The organism is Stenotrophomonas sp. CC22-02, assembly GCF_004365115.1.
Lineage (GTDB): Bacteria > Pseudomonadota > Gammaproteobacteria > Xanthomonadales > Xanthomonadaceae > Stenotrophomonas > Stenotrophomonas forensis.
In genome coordinates this window covers 3,537,289-3,555,140 of record NZ_SOCO01000001.1, presented here as the reverse complement: position 1 = coordinate 3,555,140, position 17,852 = coordinate 3,537,289, and the positions used below count along the sequence as shown (strand labels likewise).

General features: G+C 67.3%; 15 protein-coding genes. 10 read left to right on the top strand and 5 right to left on the bottom strand.

From position 1 onward, the window contains the following. Positions 1 to 364 precede the first annotated feature (364 nt). A complete protein-coding gene (locus N440_RS16275) occupies positions 365 to 1,561 on the top strand; it encodes a sugar MFS transporter (RefSeq protein ID WP_083797423.1) in 1,197 nt (398 codons plus the stop codon). Positions 1,562 to 1,578: 17 nt separating this feature from the next. On the opposite strand, the gene N440_RS16270 is transcribed toward N440_RS16275, so the two are convergent. After that, entirely contained in the window at positions 1,579 to 2,586 is a 1,008-nt protein-coding gene (locus N440_RS16270) for a LacI family DNA-binding transcriptional regulator (RefSeq protein ID WP_040006979.1), read from the bottom strand. 341 nt (positions 2,587 to 2,927) lie between these two features. Between N440_RS16270 and N440_RS16265 the strand changes: the two genes are divergently transcribed. Further along, positions 2,928 to 5,459, top strand: a complete 2,532-nt coding sequence (locus N440_RS16265; protein ID WP_133935739.1) for a glycoside hydrolase family 3 protein — start codon at positions 2,928 to 2,930, stop codon at positions 5,457 to 5,459. Between the two features lie 110 nt (positions 5,460 to 5,569). On the opposite strand, the gene rho is transcribed toward N440_RS16265, so the two are convergent. Beyond that, positions 5,570 to 7,321: a transcription termination factor Rho gene (rho, locus tag N440_RS16260; RefSeq protein WP_008266970.1), complete on the bottom strand. Its 1,752-nt coding sequence runs from the start codon at positions 7,319 to 7,321 to the stop codon at positions 5,570 to 5,572. Between the two features lie 228 nt (positions 7,322 to 7,549). Next, the gene (trxA, locus tag N440_RS16255) at positions 7,550 to 7,879 is read right to left on the bottom strand and encodes a thioredoxin (protein ID WP_005411275.1); all 330 of its coding nucleotides are present in this window, start codon (positions 7,877 to 7,879) and stop codon (positions 7,550 to 7,552) included. A 511-nt stretch (positions 7,880 to 8,390) separates the two neighbouring features. Between trxA and rhlB the strand changes: the two genes are divergently transcribed. The 8 genes from rhlB to N440_RS16210 all read left to right on the top strand — a co-directional run bounded on the left by rhlB (position 8,391) and on the right by N440_RS16210 (position 15,533). Continuing rightward, positions 8,391 to 10,112 carry an ATP-dependent RNA helicase RhlB gene (gene rhlB, locus N440_RS16245; RefSeq protein WP_133935738.1) on the top strand — a complete coding sequence of 574 codons (1,722 nt, stop codon included), beginning with the start codon at positions 8,391 to 8,393 and terminating at the stop codon, positions 10,110 to 10,112. Positions 10,113 to 10,309: 197 nt separating this feature from the next. After that, positions 10,310 to 10,996, top strand: a complete 687-nt coding sequence (gene ftsE / locus N440_RS16240) for a cell division ATP-binding protein FtsE (RefSeq protein ID WP_006473446.1) — start codon at positions 10,310 to 10,312, stop codon at positions 10,994 to 10,996. Between the two features lie 3 nt (positions 10,997 to 10,999). Beyond that, positions 11,000 to 11,947 (top strand): permease-like cell division protein FtsX, encoded by a 948-nt coding sequence (gene ftsX / locus N440_RS16235; protein ID WP_133935737.1) that lies wholly within the window; start codon positions 11,000 to 11,002, stop codon positions 11,945 to 11,947. A gap of 7 nt (positions 11,948 to 11,954) precedes the next feature. After that, on the top strand, positions 11,955 to 12,797 hold the full coding sequence (locus tag N440_RS16230; protein ID WP_006473442.1) for a response regulator: 843 nt from the start codon (positions 11,955 to 11,957) through the stop codon (positions 12,795 to 12,797). Beyond that, complete coding sequence (gene ung / locus N440_RS16225; RefSeq protein WP_133935736.1) at positions 12,794 to 13,507, top strand: uracil-DNA glycosylase; 714 nt, start codon at positions 12,794 to 12,796, stop codon at positions 13,505 to 13,507. The genes N440_RS16230 and ung overlap by 4 nt, the downstream gene beginning before the upstream one ends. 278 nt (positions 13,508 to 13,785) lie before the next feature. Then, positions 13,786 to 14,661, top strand: a complete 876-nt coding sequence (rpoH, locus tag N440_RS16220) for an RNA polymerase sigma factor RpoH (protein WP_006473441.1) — start codon at positions 13,786 to 13,788, stop codon at positions 14,659 to 14,661. A 166-nt stretch (positions 14,662 to 14,827) separates the two neighbouring features. Further along, positions 14,828 to 15,217, top strand: a complete 390-nt coding sequence (locus N440_RS16215; protein ID WP_133935735.1) for a type II toxin-antitoxin system RelE/ParE family toxin — start codon at positions 14,828 to 14,830, stop codon at positions 15,215 to 15,217. Continuing rightward, positions 15,201 to 15,533 carry a DNA-binding transcriptional regulator gene (locus tag N440_RS16210; RefSeq protein ID WP_006473426.1) on the top strand — a complete coding sequence of 111 codons (333 nt, stop codon included), beginning with the start codon at positions 15,201 to 15,203 and terminating at the stop codon, positions 15,531 to 15,533. The genes N440_RS16215 and N440_RS16210 overlap by 17 nt, the downstream gene beginning before the upstream one ends. An 85-nt stretch (positions 15,534 to 15,618) precedes the next feature. Here the strand turns inward: N440_RS16210 and purD are convergent, their stop codons facing one another. Beyond that, positions 15,619 to 16,902 (bottom strand): phosphoribosylamine--glycine ligase, encoded by a 1,284-nt coding sequence (purD, locus tag N440_RS16205; RefSeq protein WP_133935734.1) that lies wholly within the window; start codon positions 16,900 to 16,902, stop codon positions 15,619 to 15,621. Between the two features lie 58 nt (positions 16,903 to 16,960). Continuing rightward, the gene (locus tag N440_RS16200; RefSeq protein WP_133935733.1) at positions 16,961 to 17,839 is read right to left on the bottom strand and encodes a hypothetical protein; all 879 of its coding nucleotides are present in this window, start codon (positions 17,837 to 17,839) and stop codon (positions 16,961 to 16,963) included. Positions 17,840 to 17,852: the final 13 nt, after the last annotated feature.

The following is a 17,852-nucleotide window of genomic DNA, read 5'->3' as shown; positions in this document are numbered from 1 at the left end:
GCAGCGGCCGTGCAGGTCGGGATGTAACCGTTGCCAGGAAGCCGCTCGCATCTGCGAATTGCCTTTATTGAAGGCATCTGCAGCGGTTTTTAAGGGATGACAGCGCTGCCAATCCGGATGCGGAAAAGCGTTGTGCGGTGCAGAACGAAACTGCGCGGATGACGGTGCGGGGGCGTGCCGGGGAGGCTGCGCGGCGCGTTGACAGCGTTGGACAATCCAGTTGGCCTTCGTGTGCCGCGCATGACCGATGGATGGCTTGAATCACTGACCGGGAGGACAGGCTTTGGACACAGCAACGACCGTCAGCGGACAACACGTGCAGGGCAACACGCGCGCGTTGGCCGTGGTGACCGCGATCTTCTTCATGTGGGGCTTTCTCACCTGCCTCAACGACATCCTCATTCCCCACCTGAAGGCCGCCTTCGCGCTCAGCTGGGTGCAGGCGATGCTGATCCAGTTCACCTTCTTCGGTGCCTACTTCCTGATGTCACTGCCGGCCGGACGGCTGGTCGCGGCGCTCGGCTACAAGCGCGGCATCGTCGCCGGGCTGGCCATCGCCTGCGTGGGCGCGCTGATGTTCTGGCCGGCCGCTGCCGCGCATGTGTACGGCCTGTTCCTGGCGGCGCTGTTCGTGCTGGCCACCGGCATCACCGTGCTGCAGGTGGCGGCCAATCCCTATGTCGCGCTGCTCGGTGACGAGCGCACCAGCTCCAGCCGGCTGACCCTGGCGCAGGCGATGAACTCGCTGGGCACCACGCTGGCGCCGCTGTTCGGCGGCCTGCTGATCCTCTCGGCGAAGCCGCGCAGCGAGGATGAGCTGGCCCTGCTGCCGCAGGCCGAAGCACTGGCCTATCGCGCGGCCGAAGCGCAGTCGGTGCAGCTGCCGTACTTCGGCCTGGCAGTCGCGCTGTTCCTGCTGGCCGTCGCGATCTGGATGTTCCGCCTGCCCACCATTCCGGGCGTAGAGGGGCGCGCCAGCAGCGAAGGCCGCGTATGGGACGTGCTGCGCCATCGCCACGTGCGCCTGGGCGTGCTGGCCATCTTCTGCTACGTCGGTGCCGAGGTGTCCATCGGCAGCGTGCTGGTCAATTTCCTGTCCTCGCCGGGCATCGGCCAGGGCCTGACCGAGCAGGAGGCCACCGGCTACGTTTCGCTGTACTGGGGCGGCGCGCTGGCCGGCCGCCTGGTGGGGGCGGCGCTGCTGGCACGGCTGGACGCACGCCATCTGCTGGGCCTGTTCGCGGTGGCGGTAATGATCCTGCTGGGCATCACGGTCACCGCCAGTGGCGGCCTGGCCAAGTGGGCCGTGGTCAGCATCGGCCTGTTCAACTCCATCATGTTCCCGACCATCTTCGCCCTGGCCATCGCCCGCCTTGGTGCACTCACCGGAAAGGCGTCCAGCCTGCTGGTGATGGCCATCGTCGGTGGCGCGGTGATTCCGCTGGCAATGGGCTGGCTGGCCGATCGCCATGGCCTGCAGCTGTCCTTCCTGCTGCCGGTGCTGTGCTACGTCTACATCGCCTTCTACGCGTGGAAGGGCTCACGGCTGCCAGCGCCATGAGCCGGGTTCCGCCGCCGTCAGCGCCGCCGGGGCGCGGCGGTCGACTCGCGATCCAGCACCGCGTGCTCGACCGTGATCATGCGTCCTGCGGTCTCGGTGCGGATGTGCTCGATCAACTGCTCGGTCGCCAGCCGGCCCATGTGCGCGGTCGGCTGGCGCACCGTGGTCAGCGCCGGATAGATGTGCCCGGCGATCGGGGTATCGTCGAAGCCACACACCGACAGATCGCGCGGGACACGCAGGCCACGCTCGCCGGCCACGCGGTACACCGCCGCGGCCATGTCATCGTTGGCCGCGAAGATCGCCGTCGGCGGATCGTCCAGGTCCAGCAGGATGTTGGCGGCATCCACGCCCGATTCGAACGAGAACTGGCCGTTGACCACCAGCTGCGGGTCGTAGGCGATACCGGCGCCACGCAGCGCCTGGCGATATCCGGCGTGGCGCCACTGGCAGGCACCGTGTGCGCGGGGCCCCTTGATGTGGCCGATGCGGCGATGGCCCTGCGCGACCAGGTGGCCGATCAGTTCGACCACTGCGGTGGTCTCGTCCATGCGCACGCCGATGCGGCCTTCCGGGTGGCGTGGCGCGATGCAGGCGAAGGGGATGTCCTGCTCTTCCAGGTAGGACAGCACCACCTCATCGTCGGTCAGTGGTGGAATCAGCACCACGCCGTCCGGGCGCGAGTTCTCGAACAGCGCGGCCAGGTCGGGCAGGGTGCGGCGGCCGGTGCCGACCGGCCCCAGGATCAGGTTGTAGTGCTGCGCATGGCAGGCTTCCAGCATGCCGCTCTGGATTTCCATCAGGTAGTTGCGCGAAGGATTGTTGTAGACCAGCGCCAGTGCATACGAACGCTGGCCGGCCAGGCTGCGCGCCGACAGGTTGGGCTTGTAGCCCAGCCGCGCCACTGCCGCCAGCACGCGTTCGCGTGTCTGCTCGCGCACGTTCGGCTCGTGGTTGAGTACGCGGGACACGGTCTTGATCGAAACCCCGGCGACGGCGGCGACATCCTCGATTCGACTGCGCATGGTGCGATGGATCCTCCTGGAAGGCGGCGGGCACGCGGCGATGGTAGAGCGTGCTGGCCGGGTCGATGTTGCCGAAGCAGGCGGATGTTGCCACGACAGGAGGCCCGCTGGCACGTCCGGATTCCTTGTCGCGATGCAGCACCCGGGCGTGACTGTGGTGCGCCATCACCGCGCCGGAGCCCGTCGTTGCGCGGTCACCGTCCCATTGCGCACGAACGACGATTGACAGCACGTGAGCGGCCTTATATGACAGCGCTGTCAGGAGCGGTGCGCAGGCACCCATGCCGGCGTGCCATCGCCGCCGCGCATGCCAGGAACTTCATCCACGGAGGTAGAGCCCAGTGAATCGCCCCACCCAGACCCTTCTTGCCAGCTGCCTGCTGGCCGCGCTTGCCGCACCGGTCGGTGCCGCACAGGCCGAGGGCGAACGCCTGCAGGACTGGCCGCGCGTGCACAGCGTGATCGCCACCGACGCCGGTATCGAACGCCGCGTGCAGCAGATCCTTTCGCAGATGACGCTGGCGCAGAAGATCGGGCAGATGACCCAGGCCGAGATCAAGACGATCACGCCGGAACAGGTGCGTCAGTACTACATCGGCTCGGTGCTCAACGGCGGCGGCTCCTGGCCGGGCATGGACAAGCACGCCAGCGTACAGGCCTGGCTGAAGCTGGCCGATGCCTACCACGCGGCGTCGCTGGCAACGGATGCGAAGACGCCGGTGCCGGTGATCTGGGGTACCGATGCGGTGCATGGCCACAACAATGTGCTGGGCGCCACGCTGTTCCCGCACAACATCGGCCTGGGCGCGGCCGGTGATGCCGAACTTATCGAGCGCATCGGCGAGGCGACCGCACGCTCGGTGCGTGCCACCGGCATCGGTTGGGTGTTCGCGCCCACCCTCGCTGTGGCCCATGACCCGCGCTGGGGCCGTACCTACGAAAGCTATTCGTCCGACCCGGCGGTGATCCGCAGCTTCGCCCACGCCTACGTCAAGGGCGCGCAGGGGGCGTTCAAGGATGACGGCAACGTGGTCACCACCGCCAAGCACTACCTGGGCGACGGTGCCACCGACAACGGCCGGGACCAGGGTGAGGCGCTGGTCGACAAGGCCACCATGATCAACGTCCACGCGCAGGGCTATTACGGCGCGCTGGCCGAAGGTGCGCAGACCGTGATGGCCTCGTTCAACAGCTGGAACGACCGCGCGGGTGGTGTCGACTACGGCAAGATGCACGGCAGCAAGGTACTGCTGACCGATGCGCTGAAAGACAGGATGGGCTTCGACGGCTTCGTCGTCTCCGACTGGAACGGCATCGCCCAGGTGCCGGGCTGCCGCAACGACAGCTGCGCGCAGGCCATCAACGCCGGCATCGACATGGTGATGGTGCCCGACGACTGGAAGGCCTTCATCGACAACACCACCGCACAGGTGCAGAAGGGCGAGATCCCGATGGCGCGCATCGACGATGCGGTGACGCGCATCCTGCGGGTGAAGCTGCGCGCCGGGCTGTTCGAACACAAGCCGTCCGACAGCCGCTACGCCGGTGATGCCAACGCCGTGCAGCACCGCGATCTGGCGCGCCGCGCGGTGCGCGAATCGCTGGTGCTGCTGAAGAACGAAGGCAAGGTACTGCCGCTGCGCCGCGACGCGCGCGTGCTGGTGGTCGGCAAAGGCGCCGACAACATCGGCGACCAGTCCGGCGGCTGGTCGCTGACCTGGCAGGGCACCGAGAACAGCAACGCCGACTTCCCCAACGCCGATTCGGTGCTGGGTGCGTTGCGCGCCGAACTGGGCGCGGACAAGGTCAGCTTCAGCGCCGACGGCCAGGGCATCGACCCGAACACCTTCGATGTGGTGCTGGCAGTGATCGGGGAAACGCCGTATGCGGAAACCAACGGCGACATCCTTGCTTCGGACACGGTCAGCCACAGCCGCACCTACCCGCAGGACCTGGCCGTGCTGAAGGCCGCCGCAGCGAGCGGCAAGCCGGCGGTGACGGTCTACCTGTCCGGTCGGCCGATGTACACCAACGACCTGCTCAACCTGTCCAGCGCGTTCGTTGCGGCCTGGCTGCCGGGCACCGAAGGCAAGGGCGTCACCGATGTGCTGGTGGCCGGCAAGGGTGGCAAGCCCGCGCACGACTTCCGCGGCCGCCTCAGCTTCCCGTGGCCGGGCGTGCCATGCCCGGCGCCGATCGACCAGCCCGATGCGAAGAAGCCGTCTCTGTTCGCACTGGGCTATGGCCTCAGCTATGCCAAGGGCGGCACGCTCGCGCGGCTGGACGAGGCCAACCCGGACAGCTGCGGTGAAGTGACCGTGCTGCCGATCTTCAACCGCGCCGACACGCCGCCGTTCGCCCTGCACGTGGCCGCCGCTGGCGCAACGCAACCGCTGGGCAATGATCTGAATGCCACGCTGCGCTGGCCGGCTGCGAAGCCGGTGGTGCAGGTGCGCACCGTGCAGGTGAACACCCAGCAGGACGCCAAGGAAGTGACCTGGCTGGCCCCCGCGCAGCTGATCGCGCGCAGCACCTCGCGCCGCAACCTGGGCGCCTTGGCGCGCAGCAACGGCGCGCTGCAGTTCGATGTGCAGCTGGTGAAGCGCCCTGTCTCGCCGGTGAAGGTGACGATGCAGTGCGGCAGTGGCTGCGAGGGCGGGGTGGATATCGCCCCGCTGCTGGGCAAGCTCTCGCCGGGCCAGAAGCAGACGGTGACCGTGCCGCTGGCGTGCTTTGCCAAGCAGGGCGTGGCCCTGGGTGCGGTGGAAGCCCCGTTCGTGGTGACTGCCGACACGCCGTTCGCTGCAGCGTTCACTCAGGTCAAGCTGACCGCCAACACGGCCAATGCCGAGGGTGCGGTGGCCTGTCCGTAAGCCGCGCGGCCGCGCCGGGCCACGCCCGGTGCGGCCGGTAGATCCACGCCATGCGTGGATGCCGCCTATCCCGACGGCAAAAAAAAGCCCCGCAATGCGGGGCTTTTCTCTTAGCGCTTCATGGAACCGAAGAATTCGTCGTTGGACTTGGTGTTCTTCATCTTGTCCAGCAGGAATTCCATCGCGGCCATTTCATCCATCGGATGCAGCAGCTTGCGCAGGATCCAGATCTTCTGCAGCAGCTCCGGTTCGATCAGCAGGTCTTCGCGGCGGGTGCCCGAACGGTTGATGTCGATGGCCGGGAACACGCGCTTTTCAGCGATACGACGGCTCAGGTGCACTTCGCTGTTGCCGGTGCCCTTGAACTCTTCGTAGATCACCTCGTCCATCTTCGAGCCGGTGTCGACCAGCGCGGTGGCGATGATGGTCAGGCTGCCGCCTTCTTCCACGTTGCGTGCGGCACCGAAGAAGCGCTTCGGGCGGTGCAGGGCGTTGGCGTCGACACCACCGGTCAGCACCTTGCCCGAGCTCGGCACCACGTTGTTGTAGGCGCGGGCCAGGCGGGTGATCGAGTCGAGCAGGATCACCACGTCCTTCTTGTGCTCGACCAGGCGCTTGGCGCGCTCGATGACCATCTCGGCCACCTGCACGTGGCGCGCGGCCGGCTCGTCGAAGGTCGAACTGATGACCTCGCCGCGCACGGTGCGCTGCATTTCGGTCACTTCTTCCGGGCGCTCGTCGATCAGCAGCACGATCAGGTGCACGTCCGGGTGGTTGGTGGTGATGGCCGTGGCGACCTGCTGCATCATCATCGTCTTGCCCGCCTTCGGCTGGGACACGATGAGCGAGCGCTGGCCCTTGCCCTGCGGTGCCATCAGGTCGAGGATGCGGCCGGTGATGTCTTCCGACGAACCGTTGCCACGCTCCAGGGTGAAGCGGCGGCGCGGGAACAGGGCGGTCAGGTTCTCGAACAGCACCTTGTTCTTCGATGCTTCGATCGGCTCACCGTTGATGGTGTCGACGATGTTCAGCGCGAAGTAGCGCTCGCCGTCCTTCGGGAAGCGGATGCGGCCGGAGATATGGTCGCCGGTACGCAGGTTGAAGCGGCGGATCTGGCTGGGCGAGATGTAGGTGTCGTCCGGGCCGGCCAGGTAGCTGGCTTCGGCCGCGCGCAGGAAGCCGAAGCCGTCCGGCAGGATTTCCAGCACGCCGTCGGCGGCGACGCCGTCACCGTGGCGGGTCAGCACCTTCAGCAGGGCGAAGATCACATCCTGCTTGCGGGCGCGGGCGACGCCTTCGGAGATCTGCAGCTGCTCGGCGATTTCCAGCAGCTTCTGCGCCGGCATGCGCTTGAGGTCGCTCAGCGAGTAGACCGGGAAGCCCTCGGGCACGTTGGCATGCGGGCGCGGCACGAAGGGCTGCTGCTCGCCGCCGTCGTTGGGCATGCCATCGTCGCGGAAGCGGTTGTTGCGGTCACGGTCGCGGCGGTTGCGGAAGCGGTCGCGGCGGTTGCCCTGACCCTGTCCCTGGCCCTGCTGGCCGTTCTGGTTGTACGGGTTCTGGCCCTGGTTCTGGCCACCTCCCTGGTGATTCTGCTGGCGCGGCTGGCCGGATTCGCGGCCCTCACCACCTTCGCCGCCGCCACTGCTGGCGGGGGCCTCGGCGGCGGGCGCGCTCGGCGCAGGGGCTGCCGGCGCCGGCGCTGGCGCTTCCGGCGCGGCGGCCAGCGGCAGGGTCGGCTGCGCCGGAGCGGCGCTGGTTTCGGCGGCGGCCGGAGCGGCAGCCTTGGCTACGCGGGGCTTGCGCACGCGCTTTTCGGCGGGCGCATCGGCGCTGCCGGTTTCGGAAGTGTTATCGGACAAGAGCGTTATTCCTCGCTTGAAGGTGCGAGCGCCCGGCTGGGGCGGCGAACGTTGGGAATGGGTCTGGAAGACACTGCGTCCAGAAGGTGCGGCACGCGAACGCGGCCGGATATGCCGACACTATCATCGGCCAGCGGCGCCGTGCAAGGGTCGCCGGGAACAGCATTCATCATGGGCGCGTGGCGCCCGCCGGCAGCCGCGGGCGGCGGCTGCCGGGGAACCGCAGGATCAGGCCAGGGCCTTGTCCAGCAGGCCGGCCAGCTGGGCCTTGCCGACCGCACCGATCTGCTCGCCGACCTTCTCGCCGTCCTTGAACACGACCAGGTACGGAATCGAACGCACGTGGTACTTGGCGGCCAGCGCACGGTTGTGGTCGACGTTGACCTTGGCGATCTTGGCGCGGCCCTGGTAGGCATCGGCCAGTTCGTCCAGCGCCGGGGCGATCATCTTGCACGGGCCACACCACTCGGCCCAGAAATCGACCAGCACCGGTTCCTTGGAATTCAGCACTGCGCTATCAAAGTCGGCGTCGCCGACATGTACAACCTTGTCGCTCATCTTGGTTTCTCGTCTTGGATTGCACCCGGCCATGCCGGAGGTGGGTGAACTGGGCCATGCCCGGTGGCGCGACCCTCGTCGTTGCCTCGCGGCGCACTGCCGCGGTGCGTTCGGCGGAATGCCTGGACGCTCACGGCCGGCAGTGTACCCCTATCGCAGGGCAGGGACAGGCGCCGGCTGGAACCCAGCGTATCGTGATCGGTTCGATGCCTGGTATGTGTCGGATTTCACTGTCTTCCTGTACATGGGGCTGGCAGTGGGCGACACCAGCGACCCCGGCCAGGCCGTTCAAGTGCGGTGTGGCTGGGTGAAGGTTCTCCGTCTCTTGGGTTATTGAGACGGCCCATTCCGGTTTGCCTGCCCGAGTGCGTTAAACTGGGGCATTGTGCGGCGTGCGGACCGGGTGGTCCCAGCCTGCCAACCCGCCGCAGGGGCCGCAGTTTGCGACGGTGCCCCTAGACGCTGAAGTGCCAGCCGCCCCACGGGCCGGCGGCCATACCAAGACGGACACATGAGCGACAAACCGCTGACCGATTTGACCTTCTCCTCCTTCGAGCTGCATCCGGCCCTGCAGGCCGGCCTTGAAGGAGCCGGATTCACCCGCTGCACGCCGATCCAGGCGCTGACCCTGCCCGTCGCGCTGCCCGGTGGTGATGTCGCCGGCCAGGCCCAGACCGGCACCGGCAAGACGCTGGCCTTCCTGGTCGCTGTCGTGAACCGCCTGCTGACCCGCCCGGCCCTGGCCGACCGCAAGCCGGAAGATCCGCGCGCGCTGATCCTCGCCCCGACCCGTGAACTGGCCATCCAGATCCACAAGGATGCGGTGAAGTTCGGTTCCGACCTCGGCCTGCGCTTCGCGCTGGTCTACGGCGGCGTGGATTACGACAAGCAGCGCGAACTGCTGCAGCAGGGCGTGGACGTGATCATCGCCACCCCCGGCCGCCTGATCGATTACGTCAAGCAGCACAAGGTGGTTTCGCTTCACGCCTGCGAGATCTGCGTGCTGGACGAAGCCGACCGCATGTTCGACCTGGGCTTCATCAAGGACATCCGCTTCCTGCTGCGCCGCATGCCCGAGCGCACCATCCGCCAGACCCTGCTGTTCAGCGCCACCCTCAGCCACCGCGTGCTGGAGCTGGCCTACGAGCACATGAACGAGCCGCAGAAGCTGGTGGTCGAAGCCGAGACCATCACCGCCGCGCGCGTGCGCCAGCGCATCTACTTCCCGGCCGACGACGAGAAGATCCCGCTGCTGCTGGGCCTGCTGTCGCGCAGCGAAGGCGCGCGCACCATGGTGTTCGTCAATACCAAGGTGTTCGTCGAGCGCGTGGCCCGTTCGCTGGAAAAGGCCGGCTACCGTGTCGGCGTGCTGTCCGGCGACGTGCCGCAGAAGAAGCGTGAGAGCCTGCTCAACCGCTTCCAGAAGGGCCAGCTGGAAATCCTGGTGGCCACCGATGTGGCCGCGCGCGGCCTGCACATCGACGGCATCAAGTACGTCTACAACTACGACCTGCCGTTCGATGCCGAAGACTACGTGCACCGCATCGGCCGTACCGCGCGCCTGGGCGAAGAGGGTGATGCGATCAGCTTCGCCTGTGAGCGCTACGCCATGGGCCTGCCGGACATCGAGGCCTACATCGAGCAGAAGATTCCGTCCGAGCCGGTGACCAAGGAACTGTTGACCCCGCTGCCGCGTCCGGAACGTCCGGCCCCGGCCGCTGGCGAGGAAGGCGAAGAGAACGAGAGCGTCGGCCAGATCTTCCGTGAAGCGCGCGAAGCCCGTGCCGCCGAGGAAGAGCGTCGTGGTGGTGGCCGGAGTGGCGGCCGCTCCGGCGGTGGTCGTGGCGAGCGTCGTGACGGTGAGCGCAGCGGCGAGCGCCGTCCGCGTGGCCCGCGCAAGCCGCGCGTGGAAGGCGAGCAGACGGCAGCCGTGCCGGTCGACGGTGCCGAGGCCGCGGTGGCCCAGGCTCCGCGTCCGCCGCGCCCGCCGCGTGCCGAAGGCGCACCGGAAGGAGCGGTGGAGGGCGAGCGCAAGCCGCGCAAGCGCCGTCGTCGTCGCCACGGCCGTCCGGTCGAGGGCGCCGAGGGCATGCAGAACACCGCCGGCAACGGCGCCAGCCCGGTCACCCCGGTGCAGGTGGTGGCCAAGCCGGTGCGCACCGCCGCCGATACCGGTGATTCGTTCCTGACCCGCATCGGCCGCAAGATCCGCCGGATGCTGTCGGGCAGCTGATCGGCGCTGCCGATCAGCGGGTAGCGCCCGACCGTTGGTCGGGTGGCTTTAAAGGTGTGCCGACCAACGGTCGGCACCCACCACCAACGGTCGGCACCCACCCTGGCCGGCAATCCACGCAGGTGCCGGCCAGCGGCCGGCACTACCGATCATGTGGGCATCTCCACGTCGTCGCGCCGCTCCTGCATAATCGGGGCATGAGTGTCCTGCGCTTCGACAATGTCAGCAAACAGTACGCCGGTGGCCACGAGGCGCTGATCGATGTCAGCTTCGAGGTCGCGCCGGGCGAGATGCTGTTCGTCACCGGCCATTCCGGTGCGGGCAAAAGCACCCTGCTCAAGTTGATCCACCTCGACGAGCGGCCCAGCCGTGGCGCGGTGGTGTTCGACGAGCGCAACCTGCTGAAGGTGCGTGGTGGCGACGTGCCCCGCCACCGCCGCGCCGTCGGAGCGGTCTACCAGGACCACCGGCTGCTGATGGATCGGTCGATCGCCGAGAACGTGGCGCTGCCGCTGATCCTGCGCGGCACCCGCCGCGGCGACATCAGCAAGCGCGTGCGCTCGGTGCTGGAACGGATGGGCCTGGGCCATCGCGAGAAGGCGCTGCCCTCGCAGCTGTCGGCCGGCGAGCAGCAGCGCGTCGGCATCGCCCGCGCCATCGTCGGCGAGCCCAAGCTGCTGGTGGCCGACGAGCCGACCGGCAATCTCGACCCGACCCTGGCGGCGGAGATCATGGCCCTGTTCGCCGAGCTGCCGTCGCGCGGCACCAGCGTGCTGGTGGTCAGCCATGACCTGCCGCTGCTGCGCCGCATGCGCAAGCGCGTGCTGATCCTCGACCACGGCCGGCTGGCGGACGACATCTCGCCGCAGGACCTGGCGGAGTAACGCATGGCGAAGAACGAAAACAGCGAAGCCGCCGCCCCCTCGCGGGTGGGCGTCTGGTTCCAGCACCACGTGCACAGCGTGGTGTTCAGCCTGGGCCGCGCTTGCCGCAAGCCGTGGGCGACCCTGCTGACGGTGATGGTCATGGCGCTGGCGCTTGCGCTGCCGCTGGGCCTGTCGATCGCGCTGGACAATCTCAAGCAGTTCGCCGGCAGCGTGCAGCAGTCGCGCGATATCAATGTGTTCCTGAAGGGCAATGTCGATGGCCCCGGCGCACTGCGCCTGGCCGGCCAGTTGCGCGACCGCGACGATGTCGCCGAAGTGAATGTGCGCACGCCCGAACAGGGCCTGCAGGAACTGCGCGATGCCGGCCTCGGCGAGGCGATCGACGCGCTCAACGACAATCCGCTGCCGTCGCTGCTGGTGATCACCCCGGGCCAGGGCAAGGATGATGCGCGCCTGGCGCGCGCGCTGGAAAGCCAGCCCGAGGCCGATCTGGTGCAGCACGACGCACTGTGGCGCCAGCGCCTGGATGCCTGGCTGGCGTTCGGGGCACGGCTGGTACAGGTGCTGTCGGTGCTGCTCGGCGCCGGCGCCGCGCTGGTGGTCGGCAACACCGTGCGCCTGGATATCCAGGCCCGCCGCGAAGAGATCGGCGTGTTGCAGCTGCTCGGTGCCAGTGACGGCTTCATCCGCCGCCCGTTCCTGTACCTGGGCGCCTGGTACGGCCTCGGTGCCGGTGCGGTGGCGCTGGCCCTGATCGCCGCCGCCGGTGCCGCGCTGCGCGTGCCGCTGGCCGAACTCTCGCGCAGCTACGGCAGCCCGTTCGTGCTGCACGGCCTGGACCTGCTGCATGGGGGCCTGGTCCTGCTCGGCACGCTGCTGCTGGGTTGGCTGGGCGCCTGGCTGGTCACCGGCCACTTCCTCCGCCAGACCCGTCCGACCGACACCTGAGACCGGCATGCAACCGCAAGCGCTGAAGCACCTTGATGGGCCCGCGACGCGGGTGATGGTGGTCGATGGTTCGAAGCTGGTGCGCAAGCTGATTGCCGACGTCCTGACCCGTGAGCTGCCGGGCGTGGAGGTGATCGGCTGCGACAGCATCGAGGATGCGCAGCAGGCGCTGGCGCAGGGCCCGGTGGACCTGGTGACCACGTCGCTGACCCTGCGCGATGGGGATGGCCTGGCGCTGGCGCGGATGGTCCGCGACGCCGTGGGCCAGGCCTACGTGCCGGTGATCGTGGTGTCCGGCGACGCCCAGCAGCACCTGGAACAGCGCCGCTTCACCGAGTACGTCACCGACTATTTCGACAAGGCGCTGGGCCACGAGGCACTGGCGACCTTCATCCGCGGCTACGTGCAGCCGCAGACGATTCCCGGTGCGACCATCCTCTACATCGAGGACAGCCGTGTGGTGGCCGAGGCCACCAAGCGCATGCTCGAACGCCAGCAGTTGAACGTGCTGCACGTGGTCAGCGCCGAAGAGGCGTTCACCCTGCTCACCGCCGAGTCGCTGGGCCGCAGCCGCCACCGCATCGACCTGGTGCTGACCGACGTCACCCTGAAGGGTGAACTGAGCGGCCGCGACGTGGTGCAGCGTGTGCGCGTGGACTTCGGCTACGGCAAGCGCCGCCTGCCGGTGCTGGTGATGACCGGCGATGGCAATCCGCACAACCAGACCGGGCTGTTGCAGTCCGGTGCCAATGACCTGGTGCTCAAGCCGATCGAAGAACGGCTGCTGGTCACCAAGGTGCTGTTCCAGCTGCGCCTGGCCCGATTGAACGATGGACCCCTGATTCGATGATGGATGAAGTAACCGACACCCCGACGATCCAGCTGGAACCGAGCTGGAAGCAGCACGTCGGTGATTACCTGCTGCAACCGCAGATGCGCGAGCTGTCCAGTTTCCTGCGCCAGCGCAAGGCCAGTGGTGCCGCGGTATTCCCGCCCGGCCCGCAGATCTTCGCCGCGTTCGACGCCACGCCGTTCGAGCAGGTGAAGGTGGTCATCCTCGGCCAGGACCCGTATCACGGCCGTGGCCAGGCCCATGGCCTGAGCTTCTCGGTGGCGCCGGGCGTGCCGGTGCCGCCGTCGCTGCTGAACATCTACAAGGAGATCGAGAGCGATCTCGGTATCCCGCGTCCGGATCACGGCTGCCTGATCCCGTGGGCGCAGCGCGGCGTGTTGCTGCTCAATGCGGTGCTGACGGTGGAAGAGGGCAAGGCCGGCGCGCACCAGGGGCGGGGCTGGGAAGGCTTCACCGACCACGTGGTGGACGTGCTCAACCGCGAGCGCGAAGGCCTGGTGTTCATGCTCTGGGGGGCCTATGCGCAGCAGAAGGGCAAGGTCATCGACACCCGCCGCCACCGCGTGCTGAAGTCGCCGCATCCGTCGCCGTTGTCGGCCCACCGCGGCTTCCTCGGCTGCCGGCATTTCTCGATGGCCAACGAGTACCTGCAGCGCCGCGGCCAGGCTCCGATCGACTGGTCGCTGCCGCCCCGTTCGGCGCTTTGAGCGCCCGCGGGCGGCTGGGCCTGAACATCGGGCAACGTCCTCGGCCCTGAATGGGCCTTCGGGGCAGCCCGTTCAGCTCCGCTTGACCGGAATCGGCCGGTTTCTGTTGGGTAATTGCTTGAATTCCAAGGGATTGTGAATCCCGAAAAGCGTGCTCGCCACTGTCATCAAATCGCGCTACGGTAGGGCTCTGTTTGGGACCAGTGTTGCATCAATAGGATGCTGGAACTTTTTCCTCCTTTAGCAGTCCAAATCCCGGACTGCTAAGATGGGTGCCTATGAGCCAGAACACCTCTACTGCCCTTGTGGCAAACAATCTCCCGATTCCCAGTGCGCTCGGTTCGCTGGACGCCTACATCGGTGCCGTGCACCAGATCCCGGTGCTGTCGGTCGATGACGAACAGGACCTGGCCCGTCGCTTCCGCGACGGCAACGATCTGGACGCCGCCCGCGAGCTGGTGCATTCGCACCTTCGCTTCGTGGTGCACGTGGCCCGCGGTTACAACGGCTACGGTCTTGCGCTGGGCGACCTGATCCAGGAAGGCAACATCGGCCTGATGAAGGCGGTCAAGCGCTTCGACCCGGACATGGGCGTGCGCCTGGTGTCCTTCGCCGTGCACTGGATCCGTGCCGAGATGCACGAGTTCATCCTGAAGAACTGGCGCATCGTGAAGGTCGCCACCACCAAGGCGCAGCGCAAGCTGTTCTTCAACCTGCGCAAGTCGAAGACGCGCCTGGGCTGGATGAACGCGGCCGAAGTCAGCGCGGTGGCCAAGGATCTGAACGTGTCCGAGCGTGAGGTCATGGAAATGGAATCGCGCCTGTCCGGTCGCGATATCGGTTTCGATGCACCGACCGACGAGGACAACGAACACGCGCCGCCGTCGCCGGCCGCGTTCCTGGTTGCCAACGACGAAGACCCGTCGATGGCCTACGAACGTGCCGACAGCGAAGACAACCAGATGCAGCTGCTGCGCGAAGGCCTGGCCGAGCTGGATGCCCGCTCGCGCGACATCATCCGCCGTCGCTGGCTGGACGCGGACAGCAAGGTGACGCTGCAGGAGCTGGCCGACGAGTACGGCGTGTCGGCCGAGCGCATCCGCCAGGTCGAGGCGAACGCGCTGAAGAAGATGAAGGCGCTGTTCACCGCGTAAGGCGGGGTGGCGTTGGAATGGAGAAAGGCCCGGCAATGCCGGGCCTTTCACGTTTGTGGGGCTCATCCATGCCCTGCGTGGATGCCCTGACGCCAGGACGGTGATTGCGCCGACCGGGTCCTGCGCTGGATCCTGATGTTCACGCCGTACCACTGGGTGGCACGGTATGATCATGCCACGCGTTTTCCGCACCCGAAGTTTCAACCGCAGCATGCGCAGGACCGTGCTGTCTGACGCTGCCTTGTGTCAGTCGGTAAGGGAAATGGAAGCGGGTCTGGTGGATGCAGATCTTGGCGGAGGCCTCTTCAAGAAGCGCGTAGCGTTGCCGGGACGGGGAAAGCGCGGAAGCGCTCGAACCATCGTCGCAACACAGCGAGGCGGGCATTGGTTCTTTCTTTTCGGATATGAAAAGAACGAACGCGCCGCGATCACGAATGCGGAACGAGATGCACTGCAGTTGTATGCATCGGAGTTCCTGAAAATGAGTCCGGCACAGCCGAAGCGTGCCGTGGAGTACGGGGATCTACAGGAGATCTGCCATGGCAAAGGCCCCTGAGCGAAGGCGCGCAAAAAGTTTGCTGCTTGAGGCGGTGCACGATGCGGCTGTGAGTCTGCATGCGCACGGCTTCATCGACAAACGTCGGTTGAGCAGCTACGAGGCGCTGTGCCTTGAGCCTGTTCCCGAATACAGCAGTGCCCAGATCCGCGCGCTGCGTACATCGTTGCAGCTCAGCCAGCCAGTGTTTGCCGGGGTGCTGAACACCAGCGTCTCCACGGTGCGCAGTTGGGAGCAAGGCGAGAAGAAGCCCAGCGGGCCCTCACTGAAACTGCTGAACCTGATTGATCGGAAGGGACTCGAAGCAGTCCTGTAAAGCAAGGGCCCGGCATTGCCGGGCCCGTTCCTTTCGGCGCTATTCAATCCACGCCATGCGTGGATGTCCCGATGCCGTGACTGTCTCAGCCCTCGCGTGCGATCGCGCGCCAGCCGATGTCGTTGCGGTGGAACTCGTTGGCCCAGGTCACCTTGGCCACGCCGGCATAGGCGTTGGCCTGTGCATCGCGCACGCTGTCGCCCAGCGCCGCCACGCACAGCACGCGACCGCCGGCACTGAGCACCTGGCCCTGCGCGTCCAGCGTGGTGCCGGCATGGAACACCTTGGCACTGGCCGGCACGTCGCCGAGGCCGGAAATCACGTCGCCGGTGATCGGCGATTCCGGGTACGGCCTGGCGGCCATCACCACGCCCAGCGACGGCCGCGCATCCCACTGTGCTTCGATCTGGTCCAGGCGGCCGTCGATGGCCGCTTCCACCAGCTCCACCAGGTCCGACTGCAGGCGCAGCATCACCGGCTGGGTTTCCGGGTCGCCGAAGCGCACGTTGAATTCGATCACCTTCGGCGCGCCGCTGGCATCGATCATCAGGCCGGCGTAGAGGAAGCCGGTGAACGGAATGCCGTCGGCGATCATGCCCTGCACGGTCGGGTTCACCACCTCGCGCATCACGCGTGCGTGTACCTCCGGCGTGACCACCGGGGCCGGCGAGTACGCGCCCATGCCGCCAGTGTTCGGGCCGGTGTCGCCGTCGCCGACGCGCTTGTGGTCCTGCGAGGTGGCCATCGGCAGCGCATGCACGCCGTCGACCATCGAAATGAAGCTGGCCTCCTCGCCATCGAGGAATTCCTCGATCACCACGCGTGCACCGGCATCGCCGAACGCGTTGCCCGAGAGCATGTCACGCACCGCGTCTTCGGCTTCGGCCAGCGTCATTGCGACGATCACGCCCTTGCCGGCGGCCAGGCCATCGGCCTTGACCACGATCGGCGCGCCCTTCTCGCGGATGTAGGCCAGCGCGGCGTCCACCTCGGTGTGCACCGCATAGAACGCGGTGGGGATGTTGTGGCGGGCCAGGAAATCCTTGGCGTAGGCCTTGCTGCCTTCCAGCTGCGCGGCGGCAGCGGTCGGCCCGAAGATGCGCAGGCCGGCAGCGCGGAAGCGGTCAACCACGCCGGCCACCAGCGGCACTTCCGGGCCGACCACGGTCAGCGCCACGCCTTCGGCCTGGGCCAGCGCGAGCAGGCCATCAATGTCGGTGACCTTCACCGCCACGTTGCGGCACTTGTCTTCGCTGGCGGTGCCAGCGTTGCCGGGCGCCACGATCACTTCGGTGACACGGGAGGACTGGGCCAGCTTCCATGCCAGGGCGTGTTCGCGGCCGCCAGAGCCGATGACAAGTACGTTCATCACGAGATTCCAGATTGCGTGGGAAGGGAAGTTCGGTATCCCCGGTGGCGCGCGTGGTTCACTCGCAGCCTTCGCGTCGAAGCGCTTCGGGGAGGGAATAGGTCCAGGTCCTGCTGTCCAGGGTGAAGCGGTGCTGCTGCCGGACCGGTTTGCCGCCACAGGTGGTGCCGGTCTCCTCGATCAGCAACGGCCAGGTGCGCGCGCTGCGGTCACTGTCGTCGAAACGCAGTGCGAAATCGATGCTGAAGCGGCGGCTGCGGCAGTCTTCCGCCGTTTCAGGATCGGCATTGGCGTCGACGTTGTCGCACTCGTACTGGGCGTCATTGTCGATATGGCTGCGTAGGCTGCCACTGGCAACCAGGCCGTTCGGGCCCGGCAGGACCAGCGATTGCGAGAGCAGCGAGAAGCCCTGGCCGAACCAGCCGTCCTCGACGCGGAAACCGTAGAAATCGCTGCCGGCACGGATGACGCTGGCGGTGCCGGGTTGGCCGCCGCTGCCGAAGCGCTCGCCGGTCAGCTCGCTGGCCACTTCGAAGCCATCATCCTTCGGGCGCAGCACGAAGAAGTCGATGGTGCCCGGGTCGATGTGCGCACCGTCGGCCAGTGCGCCACAGACCGCCAGCAGCTGCTGCCAGTGGTCACCGCTGACCACCGGCTGCTCGGCGCAGACCTGCCAGTCCATCGCATGGGTGTCGCCCTCGTCGGTCCAGCTGCCGCGCCATTCACCGGAGAGCTTGGCGTTGCCGCCGTAACGCTGGACCAGGAAGGCCTGCAGTCGTGCGGTGCGGCTGACCTGCTGTGCCGGTGAGGCGAGGGCCACCGAAGGCGCATCCACCTTCGGCGCCGCGCTGGGCTCCGCAGCAGGCTTGCAGCCCGTCAGTATGGCCGCACCCACGAGGGCGAGGGCGGCCAGCGATGTCACCGAAACTGCGGACATCCGTGTCGCTCCA

What these genes read in the sequence shown, in the direction of transcription:
- N440_RS16275 (WP_083797423.1), top strand. Translation starts at nt 365, where the DNA reads ATGTGGGGCTTTCTCACCTGCCTCAACGACATCCTCATTCCCCACCTG.
- N440_RS16270 (WP_040006979.1), bottom strand. Translation starts at nt 2,586, where the DNA reads ATGCGCAGTCGAATCGAGGATGTCGCCGCCGTCGCCGGGGTTTCGATC.
- trxA (WP_005411275.1), bottom strand. Translation starts at nt 7,879, where the DNA reads ATGAGCGACAAGGTTGTACATGTCGGCGACGCCGACTTTGATAGCGCA.
- rhlB (WP_133935738.1), top strand. Translation starts at nt 8,391, where the DNA reads ATGAGCGACAAACCGCTGACCGATTTGACCTTCTCCTCCTTCGAGCTG.
- ftsE (WP_006473446.1), top strand. Translation starts at nt 10,310, where the DNA reads ATGAGTGTCCTGCGCTTCGACAATGTCAGCAAACAGTACGCCGGTGGC.
- ftsX (WP_133935737.1), top strand. Translation starts at nt 11,000, where the DNA reads ATGGCGAAGAACGAAAACAGCGAAGCCGCCGCCCCCTCGCGGGTGGGC.
- N440_RS16230 (WP_006473442.1), top strand. Translation starts at nt 11,955, where the DNA reads ATGCAACCGCAAGCGCTGAAGCACCTTGATGGGCCCGCGACGCGGGTG.
- ung (WP_133935736.1), top strand. Translation starts at nt 12,794, where the DNA reads ATGATGGATGAAGTAACCGACACCCCGACGATCCAGCTGGAACCGAGC.
- rpoH (WP_006473441.1), top strand. Translation starts at nt 13,786, where the DNA reads ATGAGCCAGAACACCTCTACTGCCCTTGTGGCAAACAATCTCCCGATT.
- N440_RS16215 (WP_133935735.1), top strand. Translation starts at nt 14,828, where the DNA reads ATGATCATGCCACGCGTTTTCCGCACCCGAAGTTTCAACCGCAGCATG.
- N440_RS16210 (WP_006473426.1), top strand. Translation starts at nt 15,201, where the DNA reads ATGGCAAAGGCCCCTGAGCGAAGGCGCGCAAAAAGTTTGCTGCTTGAG.
- purD (WP_133935734.1), bottom strand. Translation starts at nt 16,902, where the DNA reads ATGAACGTACTTGTCATCGGCTCTGGCGGCCGCGAACACGCCCTGGCA.
- N440_RS16200 (WP_133935733.1), bottom strand. Translation starts at nt 17,839, where the DNA reads ATGTCCGCAGTTTCGGTGACATCGCTGGCCGCCCTCGCCCTCGTGGGT.